Here is a 13464-nt window from a genome sequence, read left to right as displayed (position 1 = left end):
CGTGAAGTGTCGGCGCGGCTCAGGTCTTGGTGGGGACGCGCTCTCGGAGGTAGGCCTCCAACTCGGCGGCCCCGGCCAGCATCGCGCGCCCGCGGGCGGACAGCCGGCCGTGCCAGTCGCGCAGTGCGGTCTCCAGGGGCTCCACTCCGCCGGCCGCCCGCACCTGGGCGATCAGTGGGGCGATCTGTTCCAGGAGGTAGCCGCCCCGCCTCAGCTGGTGGGCCAGCCTGGCGTCCCGTACGTCGGCCGCGTCGTAGACGCGGTATCCGGTCCGCGGGTCGCGGCGCGGGCGTACGAGACCGGCGCGCTCCCACTTGCGCAGGGTCGCGGGCCGGATGCCGAGCTTCACCGCCAGTGGTCCGATGAACGTGTCGCCGCTCCTAGACCCCGCGGTCGGCTCGGACCCCGTATCGGGCTCGGGCGCGGCCGTGGTCGCCAGTTCGCGGAGGGCGTTCTCCACCGCGTGCAGGGTCCGCCGGTCGTCGAGGAGTTGGGCGTGGCTGTCGTCGATGAGCCGAAACGCCTCGTCGATCGCGTCCTGGTTCACGGCTCGCATGATCGACGTCGCCGTCTGGTGGCCGTGGCCGGGCACCAGGGCGAGAAACGCGCGCAGGGCCCGGTCGTGCAGCGAGGTGTAGACGCGGTAGCCGTGGGGTGTGCGACCGGCGACCGGAAGGATGCCGGCCTCCTCGTAGTTCCTGATCGCCTGCGTGGACAGACCGCTCCCCCGGGCCAGGTCGACCGGTCTGAGTCTGTCGCCGCTTTGAGGGTTTCGTCCCATGATCCTGCCGATATTGCGGAAAACCTTCCATCGAAGGTTCAAAGATACCGTTTAATGCATGGCTACTGACATCAAGGGCACCGCCCAGGCCGTCGAGGCGGACGCCGTCATGAGGCTGCTCCCCGCCCGGCCGCGGCTTCTCGCCCTGGGCGAGCCCACGCACGGTGAGGACACTCTGCTCGACCTGCGCAACGAGCTCTTCCGGCAGCTCGTCGAGGAGGAGGGCTACCGGACGATCGCGATCGAGAGCGACTGCATGAGGGGTCTGGTCGTGGACGACTACGTCACCTCGGGCACGGGCACGCTCGACGAGGTCATGGAGCACGGCTTCAGCCACGGCTGGGGCACCTCCGCGGCCAACCGCGAGCTCGTGCGCTGGATGCGCGCCCACAACGACGGCCGCCCCGCGTCCGAGCGGCTCCGCTTCGCCGGTTTCGACGGCCCGTTGGAGATCACCGGCGCCGCGAGTCCCCGGCAGGCCCTCGCCGCGCTCCACGACCACCTCGCGGCCCTGGTGGACGCGGAACTGCTCCCCTCCACCGGGGAGACACTCGACCGCCTGCTCGGCGCGGACGACCGGTGGACCGATCCCGCCGCGATGACGGACCCGGCCCGGTCCGTGGGGCAGTCGGCCGAGGCCGGCCGGCTGCGGCTGCTCGCCGACGATCTGGTGACGCTGCTGGACACGCAGGCCCCGCACCTGATCGCGGCGACCTCGCGGGACGAGTGGGAGCGGGCGCGTCTGTACGGGCGCACCGCCACCGGACTGCTGCGCTACCACTACTGGATGGCCGACGCCTCACCGGCCCGCATGACGCGGCTGTGCGCGCTGCGGGACGCGATGATGGCTCACAACCTCCTCGCCCTCGCCGCTCGGGGCCCGGCCCTCGTCCACGCCCACAACTCCCATCTCCAGCGGGAGAAGAGCAGGATGCAGATGTGGCAGGGGCCGGTGGAGTGGTGGAGCGCCGGTGCGCTGGTGAGCGCGGAGCTCGGCGAGGAGTACGCCTTCGTGGCCACGGCCCTCGGCACGATCCGGCACCAGGGGGTGGACACCCCGCCGCCGGGCACCCTGGAAGGACTCCTGTACGCGCTCCCGGAGGACCGCTGCGTCATGGACGCCCCACGGCTGGCCGCCGCCCTCGACGGCAGCCGCCCCGCGCCCCGCGTGTCCCCCTGGTTCGGCTACGCCCCACTCGACCCGGCCCATCTGGCGAGCACCGACGGCGTCGTCTTCGTCAAGGACGTCACGCAGAAGTAGCCCCGGCCGCGTGAGCCCACGCCCGCGGCACCCGCCGCGCTCGGACACCCTGCGCGGCAGATCAAAGCCCACGTATGACCGAGCTTCATGGCACGCCTCTGCGGTGGGGTGCCAGGACAGCCGGCCTTCTCACCCTCGGTCCTCGGTGACGCGGATGATCGTGCGGCCGGCGACGCGCTGCTTGCGGGTGAAAGCGGCGGCTGCCTCGGTCAGCGGACGGACCTCGCCGACCCGTACCCGGAGCCGGCCGTCCCGCAGTCGCTGGGCCAGGTCGGCGAGGCGTACCCGGTCGGGTTCCACGACGAAGAACAGGGCTCGTCCGTCGTCGGGGCGCACGGTGGGCGGGTGGGCGATGGTGACGAGCGTGCCGCCGGCGCGCACCAGCGCGGCCGAGCGGTCGAGGATGTCACCGCCGATCACGTCGAACACGACGTCGACCTGGCCGACGTCCTCGAACCGGCCGGCCTCCAGGTCGAGGAACTCGTGGGCGCCCAGGCCGAGGACGGTGTCCCGGTCGGCGGCGCGTCCGGAGCCGACCACACGGGCTCCCGCCTGGTGCGCGAGCTGGACGGCGATCGAGCCGACCGCGCCGGCGGCGCCGTGGATCAGGACGGTCTGCCCGGTGACGAGGTGGGCGTGGTCGAACAGCCCCTGCCAGGCGGTCAGTCCGGAGATCGGCAGTGCGGCTGCCACCGTGTGGTCGACGTCGGCGGGCAGCGGGGCGAGGTTACGGGCTTCCACGGCGACGTACTCGGCCAGCGAGCCGTTGCGGGCCCAGTCGGTCAGTCCGAAGACGCGCTGGCCGACGGTGAGACCGGTCGTTCCGTAGCCGAGTTCGCTCACCACCCCCGAGACCTCGTGGCCGGGGACGCTGGGGGTGCGGTCGCGGCCGGCCCGGTCGGTCCAGCTGGCGGGCCAGTCGAGCTCTCCTCGGGTGAAGCCCGCGGCGTGCACCCGCACGATGACGTCGTTCTCGGCGGCGTGGGGACGGGGCAGGTCTTCCAGGGTCAGTCCGGTGATCCCGGCTTCGCGGTCCCGGACGGTGATGGCTCGCACGAGCACTCCTTTCCTGGTGTGTGGTGAGAGTTTCTTGGTGTGTGGTGAGAGTTTCTTGGTTGTGGTGAGAGGTGGAGGACTTCAGCGGTTGCTCGGCGGGGAACCGTCGCCGCTCGTGGGTGAGCGATGTGCGACAGCGGGCCCCGTCTGACCGGTACGGCCGGCGCAGGCGGTGGAAGCGCCGGCGCGGCGTGGCGATCCTGTGTCGCGCCCCGAGGGCCCGCCGGCCCCCGACCGGGCCGCGTGGACCAGGGCGAGCAGCGACAGGGCGCCGACGAACGCGATGTAGAGGAAGCTGGTGGTCCTCAGGCCGCGTGCCGGTGCCAGGAGGCCGGCCGCGAGGGCGGGAAGACTCAGCGCCGCATAGCTGACGACGTACACGGCCGAGAACACCTCCGATCGTGACTGCGCGGTGGTGACCTCGCCTATGGCGCGGAGACTGCCGTTGTACGTCAGGCCGACGCCCGTCCCCGCCACGACGGCCCCGCCCGCGTAGGCGACCGGGGACGCCAGGGCGATGGCCACGGCCAGTCCAGCCGACCCCAGGGTCAGGAGGACGGCTCCCAGCAGTGTGGCCCGCCGTACCGTGTGCCGGGCGGACCACATGCCGCCCAGACCGCCGGCCAGGAACAGCGCGGCGATGTCGAGCCCGCCGGCGGCTCCCCAGGTGACGTGGAGGACACCGGCGACCACCGAGGGGGTCAGTGCGAGGAACAGCCCGGTCACGGACCAGCCCGCCACGAGGGCGGGTACGGCGGCCAGGAACCGGTGCCGGGCGCCGGGCGGGACGCGCACCCTCGGGCGGAGCCGGATCGGCCCGCCCGCCGGCCGTGCGACGGTCTCGGGGATGTGCCACACGGTCACCGCGAGGAGCAGGAAGGCGCAGGTGAGGACGGAGAAGACGTAGGTGTCCGGGTGGGCGACCGACTGGACCAGCAGGCCCACGACCGCGGCGCCGGCGGCCAGGCCCACACTCGTCCCCACCGCCGTCGCCGTGGTCCCCGCGTGCGGACGCCTCGCCGGGGAGAAGTCGACGAGCCCGGCGGCCAGCCCTCCGACGGCCGTTCCGGTGGCGACGCCCTGCACCGTCCGTGCGATCACCAGGGACAGGACACCGCCGGCCGTCCAGAAGATCGCCGTGCCGGCCGCCGCCAGCAGGAGCGCGGTGAGGAGCACGGGACGGCGTCCCAGGCGGTCGCTCACCGGCCCCAGGGCCAGCAGGGCCGCGAGCAGCCCCACGACGTACACGGCGAAGACGACCGTCACCATGGTGACCGAGAAGTCCCAGCGCTCCCGGTACAGGGGGTAGATCGGCGAGGGTGCGCTCGCGGTCGCCATCAGTACGACGGTGGTGACCGTCAGCACGCCGAAGGCGGCAGGCCGGCTCAGACGGCGGGGACCGCGGCGGGGACGCGGCGGTCGCATCGACTCGTGCCCGGCCGCTGCCGGGTCACCGCGGCCAGGGAGCATCGTTGATGCGCTCGACCATGGACGTACGGCGGAATCCGGGAACGAAGTGTTCCAGGATGTCGGCGTTGATGGTGCCGTATGTGGTGTCCGGGCGGTCTTTGAGACCGTCGAAGAATGCCTGCAGGAATTCCTTCTTGAAATCTCCGCGCGGATGTGCAGCGACGATCTCGTCCAGCTGGTCGCCTTCCAGTCTGTCCATCCCCCAGCCGATCGCGTCGGTCAGCACGCCGTAGTTGGTGGCAGCGATCTCGGGGCCCATGCGGCCGGGGATCTCCGGGGTCGTGTGCAGCGCGATCGCCATCCAGACCACCTCGGCGGCGCTCTCGGAGAACCCGCGGTCGAGCAGGAACTTCCGCGCGTGGTCGGCGCCGTCCACCTCGAAACGCTGTGGCGTGTCGGAGAACGGGATCAGAAGGCCCGTGTCATGGAACATCGCGGAGATGTAGAGCAACTCCGGGTCGGGACGGAGATCCAGCTTCCGCGCATGCAGGGAACCGAGGAGAAACACCCGCCGGGAGTGGTGGAAGATCAGGGGGTTCGTCCGTTCCCGGAGGAATTCCGTGGCCTCCGCGACGGCCGATGTCTCGGGTATTTCCACGCCTGCGATGATGTCGGTCATGATGTCCGTGCTTTCCGGTGCGATGTGCTACGAGTGGACGGTGCGTCCGCTCTCCACGGTGCCGACCGTGCTGCCTCCGGCGCCGCCTCGGTCCGGCCATGAACCACTCGAATCCAGTCACCTCAGGATGGCTCTGTGAGCTCCGACACGCATCGTGTGGCGATCCTCGTCTACGACGGGGTCAAACTGCTGGACGTCGTCGGCCCCGCCGAGGTCTTCGGGGAGGCGAATCTCCTCGGTGCCGACTACGGCATCGCCCTGGTGTCGACGACGGGTGCCGATGTCGCCTCCTCCATCGGCATGCGGATCGCCGTCGACGGCGGCGCCGCCGCGGAGCCGGACCCGGACACCTTCCTGGTGCCGGGCGGAGACGTCTACCCCAGGACCCCGGTCACGCGCGATCTGGTCGATGCCGCCAGGGATCTGGCGGCCCGTTCCGGCCGGGTCGCCTCCGTGTGCTCCGGTGCCTTCGTCCTGGGCGCGACGGGCCTTCTGGACGGCAAGCGGGCGACCACCCACTGGAAGATCGCGGGCGAACTCGCCGCCAGGCACCCGAAGACCCGCGTCGAACCCGACGCCATCTACGTGCGCGACGGCACGACGTACACCTCGGCGGGAGTCACCGCCGGCATCGACCTGGCGCTCGCCCTCGTCGAGGAGGACCACGGTCCCGACGTCAGCCGGGAGGTGGCCCGCTCCCTGGTGGTCTACCTGCAACGGGCAGGCGGCCAGTCGCAGTTCTCCGCCCCGCTCCAGGGGCCGCCGCCCCGGTCGCCCGCCCTGCGCCGGATCGTCGACCTGGTCACGGCGGATCCCACCGGCGACCACTCCCTCACCGAACTCGCCGGGCATCTCAACCTCAGCACGCGTCACCTCACCAGGCTGTTCCGGGAGGAACTGGGCACCACGCCGGCGCGGTACGTCGAGTCCATCCGGTTCGACATCGCGAAGTCGCTGCTCGACCAGGGGTACACCGCGACCCAGGCGGCGTCCTTGGCGGGCTTCCCGAGTTACGAGAGTCTCCGGCGCGTCTTCGCACGGGAGTTGTCCATCTCCCCCGCCGCCTACCAGCGCCGCTTCGCCAGCGCCCGCCGCGCACAGGCCGAGTAGCGTCCGACCGGCGGCACGGGCGGGGGGCACGGCGACGCCAGTGGGGGTGGCACGACGACGCCCGCGGGGTGGCACGGCGACAGCCCGGTGGTTGACGATTGAACAAACTCGTTTAAGATTCACCTACCGCGTCGGACAACGTGCCCGCACGGCACCTGCGCCCCAGGTGACCTGCGTCCGCCACGGCGCACTGCACGCATCCTCAGGATCGGAGACGACTCCATGACCACCCCTGTCCGCCTCGCCGTCATCTACTACTCCTCCACCGGCTTCTCGGCCGAGATCGCCAAGGAGATCTCGGAGGCGGCCGAGAAGGCGGGCGCCGAGGTGCGCCTGCTGAAGGCCGCCGAGCTGGCTCCGGAGGCCGCGATCGCCTCCAACCAGGCGTGGGCCGCCCACGCCGCGGAGAGCGCGGGCGTACCCGAGGCCACGACCGCCGACGTCGAGTGGGCGGACGCGATCGTCTTCGGCACTCCGACCCGCTTCGGCAACATCTCGTCGCAGCTGAAGCAGTTCATCGACACCCTCGGCGGCCTGTGGGCGCAGGGCAAGCTGGCCAACAAGGTCTACAGCGGCTTCGTGACCACCGCCACCGCGCACGGTGGCCAGGAGTCCACGCTGCTCGCCCTGTACAACTCCATCCACCACTTCGGCGGGATCATCGTGTCCCCCGGTTACACCGACCCGGTCAAGTTCGTCGACGGCAACCCGTACGGTACGTCGCACGTCGACGCCCAGGGCAACAACCCCGTCGGCGAGCAGACCCGCAACGCGGCCCGCCACCAGGCCGAGCGTGTGGTTCAGGTCGCCGCCGCCCTGAAGGCCGGCCTCGCCTGACACACCTGACGCGCGGCTCGCCAGTGTGAGTGCCGCGTGCGGCCGGGGCGTTCCTTCCGCGAGATGTCGCGCAAGGAACGCCCCCGCGCGTCTCATCTCTCCCTGGCCTACGACGTGTTGGAGTGGCCAGGTGCCGCCGTGCCGCCTGCGGCGGGTACGCCAGGCGGTGGTGCTCCGCCGCAGACAGCTGCGGCGATCAGGCATCGGTCGCCGCTCCAGCCGGGCCGGTGCAAGCGCACGGCCCGGCTGGAGCGGCGACGCGCTCGTCATCGCACTCACGGCCGCCGGTACCGGTCGGGCTCCGGCCCCCGGTGCCGTCCGGTCCTCACTGCGGCGGACCGGCTTCCGGGCGGCCACCGTCGTGGCATCGGGTGGCCCCTGCCCCGGACCTGCGGTGCGTCCTCGGTCCACCCCGGGACGCTCCCCCGACTTCGCGTAGGGTGCTGGTGCGGCGGGGAGCGGATGCGCGACCCGGCTCCGACTGGCCCTGTGTGTCGGGAAGGGATGAGATGGCGAAGGCGAGGACGACGCGTTCCGATGGGCGGGCCGGCGAGCGCGGCGGGCGCTCGGGCGCGGAGCAGGCAGCCCCCGCCAGTGGCCGGCCTCGGGATCCGGCGATCGAGGAGGCGATCATCCAGGCCACGCGCAAGCGACTGGCCACGGATGGCTACGCGTCCATGACGATCGGGGACATCGTCGCCGACGCCGGCGTCACCCGGCCCACGCTGTACCGGCGTTGGGCGAACAAGTACGACCTCGTCATCGACGCCCTGGACTACGGACTGCGCAAGCAGCGCGAGGCCTACCCTCCGCTGGACATGGACCAGCTGGCTCCGCGCGAGGCGCTCGTCGAGGCGGTGCGCCGTCTCGACCCGCGCTATCACAACGAGCGGGCCATGGCCCTGCACGGCAATTTCATGGCCGAGGTGGAGCGGGTGCCGGGCCTGCTGGAGCAGCTACGGGAACACGCCGTACGCCCTCGCTGTGAGGAACTGCTGATGACGCTCGTCTCGCTGCAGCGCCGGGGCGCGGTGCGTGAGGACGTCGACCTGGACATGATCGTGACCCTCTGTTTCGGCAGCTACTTCGCCGACTACCTGCGGACCGGCCGGGACGTGCCGGCCGACTTCGCCGAGCGGGTCGTCGCAGCCGTGTGGCCCACGCTCGCCGTGGACGGGGAAAGCCACTCCGCCTGAGGAAGGTCCAGCGGTGCCTCACAGTGAGCACCCGCTGCCCCTCTTACGTTACAGCTATTGACTGTAACGAAAAGCGGGAGGATGGTGGTCGGGTCGGACCCCTGGCGACACGAGAGGACCCGCGCATGAGCGAGGACAGCCGCAAGGCACTGGTCGACCGCAGCATCCCGTTCCTGGACGAGGTGAGGAACCGTACGGCCGGCAAGGACCTGGAGGCTTGGCTGAACGCCACCTACGGTCCCGGAAGCGGGCTCTACCAGGACTTGGCGCGCCTGATCAGGATCGGTGTCCTGGTAGAGGGCTGGGCGGCGAACATCGAGGTCGACGGCCCGCGCTACCGACGCAGCCGCATCGCCGAACCGACCGAGCAGACCCACTACTTCAGCATCACCGCCGTGTACATGGACAGCGTCGAGCGCTACCGCGGCCAGTACCACGCGCACCCCTACGGCGAGCTGAACCTGGTCGTCCCCGTCGACCCCGGCGCCGAACTGGCGGGACCGAACGGCTGGCAGGGACCGGGCTGGACCGCACCCGCTCCGGGCAGCCACCACTACCCCGAGGTGCGAGGAGGCGCGCTGATCGCCCTCTTCTACCTCCCCGCCGGACGCATCTCTTACGACATCCGCCCTTCCCGGCCCGCCGGTACCGCCGCGTAGGAGGCTCCCGGGAGAAGGGGGCAGTTGTCTGCGGCAGCTTCTGGCGGCCGGTCGGCCCGCGCTGCTCGCGCTGCGGCGCGGTGAACGAACCGCGGGGGCGTCCCATGCCCCCTGGCACGGGACGGCGGGTGTCACTTCTCGGCCGTGCCGGGTTCCCCGCCGAGGGATTCCTGGTAGACGTCCGCATAGGTGGGAGAGTCCTTGACCAGGTCGTCGCAGAACGCGGCGACGTCGTCGCCGATGAGTTCCAGGACTCCCTTGCCCGCGGCGACACCCTCCTCGAAGAAGTCGACGATCCCGGGGAGCAGGGGCCCGTCAGACAGGTCGACCGGTCCGACCTTGAACAGGTACCTCTGCATCTCCTTGTAGACGATCTGGTAGTCCGGCGGGAGCGCCTTGACCCGGGCCATGTGCGCACGCCACTGCTTCTTGCCCTCGATGATGTCCTGGATGCTCATGTCAGCCTCCCAGCCGGCCCAATTTCCTTGCGACGTTCCTGTTCAACTGCTCGCGCCACCGGTCGCGACAGGTGCGAGCCCCTTCTCCACCGACCAGCGCGGTGCAGAAGGCCCGGATGTCGTCGCCGAGCACCTCCTGGACGCTCTGCCCGTCCGCCGCTGCTTCTTCGAGCAGCCCCAGGGCGGCGTCGAGGATCGGCGTCAGGTTGCGGCCGGTGAAGTCCGCATGGGGGAAGAGGTGGCCCTTGATCTGTTCCCACGCCGCGCGGTAGTCGTCCGGCAGGGCCTCGGCCCGGGCTTCGAACGCCTGCCATTCCCTGGTGAGATCGCTGCCGGTGATGGTCTCCCAGAATTTCATCTCCCGCCCTCCTTGAGCCGGTTGATGCGTGATGACACGTACTGCCATTTCGCCCAGAACTTCGCGAGTTCCTCGCGTCCAGCGTCGTTGAGCGCATAGAACTTGCGCGGCGGACCGACCCCGGACGGTCGTTTCGTCACCTGGACGAGTCCCTTCCTCTCCAGCCGCAGCAAGATGGTGTAGACCGTGCCCTCGATGACGTCGGCGAAGCCGAGCTCGTTCAGCCGACGGGTGATGGCGTACCCGTAGGTCTCCTCGCTGCCGATGATTTCGAGCACGCACCCTTCGAGCGTGCCCTTCAGCATCTCCGTCAGGTCGTCCATCGCGGGTCCTCCTGAGCCCCCTCGGTACTTGGTGCTACCGAGTACTGCTATACGGTATCACCGAGTAGTGGAGGACGGCAGTACCTCCGGCGGACTCGAAGCGCGCCCGAGAAGCCGGGCCGATTGAATCCGACGAAACCCGGTAGCCCTTCGGGGCCGCCTCCACATACGTTCGGCCGCATGGCAGACGAATGCTTCGCGCATCCACGACTCGCCGCGATCTACGATCCGCTCGACCCCGACCGCAGTGACCTCGACGCCTACCTCCGGATCGTGGAGGAGCTCGGGGCGCGCCAGGTTCTGGACATCGGCTGCGGCACAGGGGTGTTCGCCCTGCTTCTGGCCGACCGCGGGATCGACGTCGTCGGCATCGATCCCGCCCGGGCGTCCATCGACGTCGCCCGGTCCAAACCGGGGAGTGACCGCGTGCGGTGGTTCTGCGGTGACGTGACGGCCCTCCCGCCGCTGCGGACCGACCTCGCGACGATGACAGCGAACGTCGCCCAGGCGATCGCCGATCCGCACGCATGGCGGAAGACGCTGCGGGGAGCTCACGAAGCGCTGCGGCCCGGCGGGCACCTGGTCTTCGAGACACGTGATCCGACCGGACGCGCCTGGGAAGAATGGACCCGCGAGACCTCCTACCGCGTGACGGAGATCCCGGGTGTCGGCTCCGTCGAGACCTGGGTCCAGCTGATCGAGGTGAGCCCGCCTCTCGTGACTTTCCGCTGGACCTACGTCTTCGCAGCGGACGGACAGGTGCTGACGTCGGATTCCACCCTGCGCTTCCGGGATCGGGACGAGGTCGAGTCGGACCTGGTCGCGCACGGGTACGTGGTGCAGGAGGTGCGCGATGCGCCCGACCGGCCAGGCAGAGAGTTCGTCTTCCTGGCACGACGCCCCTGAGCCGCAGTGATCCACGCCAGACGGCACACGCCCGTCTGAACAGCAGCGGCTGCTGACACCTTCGCCTTTTGCGGCCACTGCAGGATGTCCACGCACGACCCCGGCGAGGGCGGCTGTTCTCAGCCGGTGCGAAGGATGCGGAAGCGGTCCGGGTGCGCCGGGTCGCGGTCAGCGACGTGGATGGGCGCCCCGTCCCACTGCCACACGCCGATGCCCGGCACGCGGGAGAAGCGGATCGGCCCGCGGGTGCCTTCGACCGCGACGCCCGGCCAGTATTCGGCGGTGCGCGTCCGGTCCGCGCCGGAAGAGCGGAGCACATCGGTGAGGACGGCGATCGTGTCGTAGCCCTCGAAGGCGACGAAGGAGGGTGCTGCGGTCAGCCGCTCGCGGAGGGCCGTCCCGACTCGTGCGCCGAGCGGAGTCAGGCGCTCGGGCAGGTAACGCAGGAACGGGATACCGGCGCCGTCCTCGCCCAGCAACGCCGCCCATTCGGCGAACTCCGGCTGCCCGGCCGGAGCACCGATCATCAGCCCGGCGAGGCGCTGGTCCCGGCGGACGGACTCGGCGATCGGCACCGCCGGCTCCGGATGGCCGACCAGGAGGAGCAGGGCTGTCGCGCGGTTGTCGACGAGTTCGTCGCACACCTCCGTGGGCGTGAGCGCGCGCATGTCGAGTTCGACGACGGTGCCGCCGTACGGAGCGAGGCGGTCCCGCAGAACGCGCGCCCCGGATGCCCAGTACACACTCGGCTCGGTTGCCACGGCGATGCGGCGGTGACCCTCGCCGAGGAGGAAGTCCGCGTAGAGCCGCCAGCCGCGCGACTGCGGCGGGGCCAGGCGCGCGACCCACTGCGTCGGCTGCTCGGTGAGCCCGTCGAGAACCGCCGACGAACAGAGGAAGGGCAGGCCGAGGGCGTCGGCCCGGGCGGCGGCCGTGCGAGCGACGACGCTGTGGTACTCCCCCGCCACGGCGGCCACACCCGGGCGAGCCAGTTCGTCCACGGCCGCCGCGGCCCTGTCAGGATCAGCCGCGGTGTCCCGGACCACCAGCTCCAGTGGCCTTCCGGCGATCCCGCCGGCGTCGTTGACATCGCGCACGGCCAGCTCCAGTCCGGCGAGCAGGTGCCGGCCCGCCTCGGCCCAGCCGGGCCGAGTCAGCGGGGCGAGGGCGCCGATCCGGACGGACGGTCCGCTCGGTCGCCGGCCGTCCGGGGCGCGGAGCGGCGAGGCCTGGTGGTACGCGTTCATCTCGTCTCGCCGTGGCCGGCGCACCCGGGTGTCCATGCCGGGCATTGCAGCCACCACCGCCGCCGATCGGCAACCGATTATTCGTCCGCCGGGCTGCGCGGCCCGGCCCCGGTCCACGGAGCGGGGCCTCAGGCGGCCACGTCTCCTCCTGGCCGCCGTGCGTCCGACAGACCGTACGCCAGCCACTCGCGGGGTGTCATGCCGTAGGCGTCGCGGAAGGCCCGGCTGAAGTGGGCGGCGCTCACGAAGCCCCACCGTCGTGCGATGACCGCCACTCCGGTCTCCAGTGCCCGGGGGCGGAGGAGGTCACGGCGGCACCGCTCCAGGCGCTGCGCCCGGATCCATCCGGCCACCGTGGTTCCCTCCTGCTCGAAGATCTTGTGCAGGTAGCGCACGGACATGAAGTGAACGGCGGCGATCGTGCGTGGTGAGAGGTCGGGGTCGCCGAGGTTCCTCATGATGTGGTCCTTGACGCGCACCAGAGTGGCGGCAGCCGTCGCCGAGTGCGGCCGGGACAGACGGCCGCGGCGCTCGTCGATGAGCAGGGCCAGCAGATCCAGCGCGGTGACCGCGAGCTGGCGGCCGACGGCGTCGTCGACGTCGGCCGCCACGCGTGCCAGGCCCGTGAAGTACTGGGCCAGGACGGCCGAACTCCCCTCACTGCCGGTGAAGGTGGTCGCGGTCAGCAGCCGCAGGTCCTCGGGCGGTACGGAAAGCACTTCGCGAGGAAAATGGAAGGAGGTGAAAGCGAATCTCTCGTGGAGCGTTTTCCGGAACGCGCGGGAGGAATCCGAGAGGGAGAACTGGCCGGGCCGGACCACGCACTGCCGCCCGTCCTGTTCCTTCATCGCGGTACCTCGCTCCTGGAGAGTGAGGATGATGAATTCCTGGTCCTCGCCGGTTATCAGGCGTCTGCTCCGCGTCACCGTCTGCGGCCCCGCCTGGACACGGGAGATGCGCAGGACGCCGAGCCGGTCGCTGACGATGTCGGCAGGTGACGGCTCCTCCTCAAGAAGATCGACACCGAGCGGTATGAAGGTGTTCGTCACCGCTTCGTGCCACCGCTCCACCCGGTCGGCGGCGGACAGCTCCGCAGTGGACACAATGACGGGCATCGCTCTTCCTCCACGAGGCGTGCGGTGAACAGGAGGCTGTGGCCGGCATTGGGCCCACCCTTACGCCT

15 protein-coding genes are annotated in these 13464 nt (G+C 70.8%); 6 read left to right on the top strand and 9 right to left on the bottom strand.

The genetic code is table 11. From position 1 onward, the window contains the following. Positions 1-19 precede the first annotated feature (19 nt). Positions 20-781 (bottom strand): TioE family transcriptional regulator, encoded by a 762-nt coding sequence (locus C3492_RS28690; protein WP_103815458.1) that lies wholly within the window; start codon positions 779-781, stop codon positions 20-22. A gap of 58 nt (positions 782-839) precedes the next feature. Here C3492_RS28690 and C3492_RS28685 point away from each other — a divergent pair, with 58 nt between their 5' ends. Continuing rightward, positions 840-2042, top strand: a complete 1203-nt coding sequence (locus C3492_RS28685; RefSeq protein ID WP_103815456.1) for an erythromycin esterase family protein — start codon at positions 840-842, stop codon at positions 2040-2042. Positions 2043-2171: 129 nt separating this feature from the next. On the opposite strand, the gene C3492_RS28680 is transcribed toward C3492_RS28685, so the two are convergent. The 3 genes from C3492_RS28680 to C3492_RS28670 all read right to left on the bottom strand — a co-directional run bounded on the left by C3492_RS28680 (position 2172) and on the right by C3492_RS28670 (position 5187). Continuing rightward, on the bottom strand, positions 2172-3098 hold the full coding sequence (locus C3492_RS28680; protein WP_103815586.1) for an NADP-dependent oxidoreductase: 927 nt from the start codon (positions 3096-3098) through the stop codon (positions 2172-2174). Positions 3099-3179: 81 nt separating this feature from the next. Further along, positions 3180-4523: an MFS transporter gene (locus C3492_RS28675; RefSeq protein WP_258055940.1), complete on the bottom strand. Its 1344-nt coding sequence runs from the start codon at positions 4521-4523 to the stop codon at positions 3180-3182. A 25-nt stretch (positions 4524-4548) separates the two neighbouring features. After that, the gene (locus tag C3492_RS28670; RefSeq protein WP_181140596.1) at positions 4549-5187 is read right to left on the bottom strand and encodes an HD domain-containing protein; all 639 of its coding nucleotides are present in this window, start codon (positions 5185-5187) and stop codon (positions 4549-4551) included. A 135-nt stretch (positions 5188-5322) separates the two neighbouring features. Here C3492_RS28670 and C3492_RS28665 point away from each other — a divergent pair, with 135 nt between their 5' ends. The 4 genes from C3492_RS28665 (at position 5323) to C3492_RS28650 (ending at position 8989) form a co-directional block, all read left to right on the top strand. Continuing rightward, positions 5323-6297: a GlxA family transcriptional regulator gene (locus C3492_RS28665; protein WP_103815453.1), complete on the top strand. Its 975-nt coding sequence runs from the start codon at positions 5323-5325 to the stop codon at positions 6295-6297. Between the two features lie 222 nt (positions 6298-6519). Beyond that, the gene (wrbA, locus tag C3492_RS28660; RefSeq protein ID WP_103815451.1) at positions 6520-7134 is read left to right on the top strand and encodes an NAD(P)H:quinone oxidoreductase; all 615 of its coding nucleotides are present in this window, start codon (positions 6520-6522) and stop codon (positions 7132-7134) included. A 509-nt stretch (positions 7135-7643) separates the two neighbouring features. Beyond that, positions 7644-8330, top strand: a complete 687-nt coding sequence (locus tag C3492_RS28655; protein WP_103815450.1) for a TetR/AcrR family transcriptional regulator — start codon at positions 7644-7646, stop codon at positions 8328-8330. Positions 8331-8455: 125 nt separating this feature from the next. Beyond that, entirely contained in the window at positions 8456-8989 is a 534-nt protein-coding gene (locus C3492_RS28650) for a DUF4863 family protein (protein ID WP_103815448.1), read from the top strand. A 131-nt stretch (positions 8990-9120) separates the two neighbouring features. On the opposite strand, the gene C3492_RS28645 is transcribed toward C3492_RS28650, so the two are convergent. The 3 genes from C3492_RS28645 to C3492_RS28635 are packed head-to-tail and all read right to left on the bottom strand — an operon-like array spanning position 9121 to position 10128. Then, the gene (locus tag C3492_RS28645) at positions 9121-9447 is read right to left on the bottom strand and encodes a DUF1048 domain-containing protein (RefSeq protein WP_103815446.1); all 327 of its coding nucleotides are present in this window, start codon (positions 9445-9447) and stop codon (positions 9121-9123) included. Position 9448: 1 nt separating this feature from the next. Further along, a complete protein-coding gene (locus tag C3492_RS28640) occupies positions 9449-9805 on the bottom strand; it encodes a DUF1048 domain-containing protein (RefSeq protein ID WP_103815445.1) in 357 nt (118 codons plus the stop codon). Next, positions 9802-10128 (bottom strand): PadR family transcriptional regulator, encoded by a 327-nt coding sequence (locus tag C3492_RS28635; RefSeq protein WP_103815443.1) that lies wholly within the window; start codon positions 10126-10128, stop codon positions 9802-9804. The genes C3492_RS28640 and C3492_RS28635 overlap by 4 nt, the downstream gene beginning before the upstream one ends. Positions 10129-10308: 180 nt before the next feature. Here C3492_RS28635 and C3492_RS28630 point away from each other — a divergent pair, with 180 nt between their 5' ends. Beyond that, positions 10309-11034 carry a bifunctional 2-polyprenyl-6-hydroxyphenol methylase/3-demethylubiquinol 3-O-methyltransferase UbiG gene (locus C3492_RS28630; RefSeq protein WP_103815441.1) on the top strand — a complete coding sequence of 242 codons (726 nt, stop codon included), beginning with the start codon at positions 10309-10311 and terminating at the stop codon, positions 11032-11034. A 119-nt stretch (positions 11035-11153) separates the two neighbouring features. Here C3492_RS28630 and C3492_RS28625 read toward each other — a convergent pair whose 3' ends face one another. Both C3492_RS28625 and C3492_RS28620 read right to left on the bottom strand, forming a co-directional pair. Further along, the gene (locus C3492_RS28625; protein WP_374938383.1) at positions 11154-12281 is read right to left on the bottom strand and encodes an ABC transporter substrate-binding protein; all 1128 of its coding nucleotides are present in this window, start codon (positions 12279-12281) and stop codon (positions 11154-11156) included. A gap of 128 nt (positions 12282-12409) precedes the next feature. Then, positions 12410-13396 (bottom strand): helix-turn-helix domain-containing protein, encoded by a 987-nt coding sequence (locus C3492_RS28620; protein ID WP_103815437.1) that lies wholly within the window; start codon positions 13394-13396, stop codon positions 12410-12412. Positions 13397-13464: the final 68 nt, after the last annotated feature.

The sequence above is a fragment of the Streptomyces sp. Ru62 genome (assembly GCF_002920615.1).
Classification (GTDB): Bacteria; Actinomycetota; Actinomycetes; order Streptomycetales; family Streptomycetaceae; genus Streptomyces.
This window is presented reverse-complemented; position numbering and strand designations above follow the sequence as displayed.

Coding starts and splice junctions, on each gene's coding strand:
- C3492_RS28690 (WP_103815458.1), bottom strand. CDS start 781: ATGGGACGAAACCCTCAAAGCGGCGACAGACTCAGACCGGTCGACCTG.
- C3492_RS28685 (WP_103815456.1), top strand. CDS start 840: ATGGCTACTGACATCAAGGGCACCGCCCAGGCCGTCGAGGCGGACGCC.
- C3492_RS28675 (WP_258055940.1), bottom strand. CDS start 4,523: ATGCGACCGCCGCGTCCCCGCCGCGGTCCCCGCCGTCTGAGCCGGCCT.
- C3492_RS28670 (WP_181140596.1), bottom strand. CDS start 5,187: ATGACCGACATCATCGCAGGCGTGGAAATACCCGAGACATCGGCCGTC.
- wrbA (WP_103815451.1), top strand. CDS start 6,520: ATGACCACCCCTGTCCGCCTCGCCGTCATCTACTACTCCTCCACCGGC.
- C3492_RS28655 (WP_103815450.1), top strand. CDS start 7,644: ATGGCGAAGGCGAGGACGACGCGTTCCGATGGGCGGGCCGGCGAGCGC.
- C3492_RS28650 (WP_103815448.1), top strand. CDS start 8,456: ATGAGCGAGGACAGCCGCAAGGCACTGGTCGACCGCAGCATCCCGTTC.
- C3492_RS28645 (WP_103815446.1), bottom strand. CDS start 9,447: ATGAGCATCCAGGACATCATCGAGGGCAAGAAGCAGTGGCGTGCGCAC.
- C3492_RS28640 (WP_103815445.1), bottom strand. CDS start 9,805: ATGAAATTCTGGGAGACCATCACCGGCAGCGATCTCACCAGGGAATGG.
- C3492_RS28635 (WP_103815443.1), bottom strand. CDS start 10,128: ATGGACGACCTGACGGAGATGCTGAAGGGCACGCTCGAAGGGTGCGTG.
- C3492_RS28630 (WP_103815441.1), top strand. CDS start 10,309: ATGGCAGACGAATGCTTCGCGCATCCACGACTCGCCGCGATCTACGAT.
- C3492_RS28625 (WP_374938383.1), bottom strand. CDS start 12,281: ATGAACGCGTACCACCAGGCCTCGCCGCTCCGCGCCCCGGACGGCCGG.
- C3492_RS28620 (WP_103815437.1), bottom strand. CDS start 13,396: ATGCCCGTCATTGTGTCCACTGCGGAGCTGTCCGCCGCCGACCGGGTG.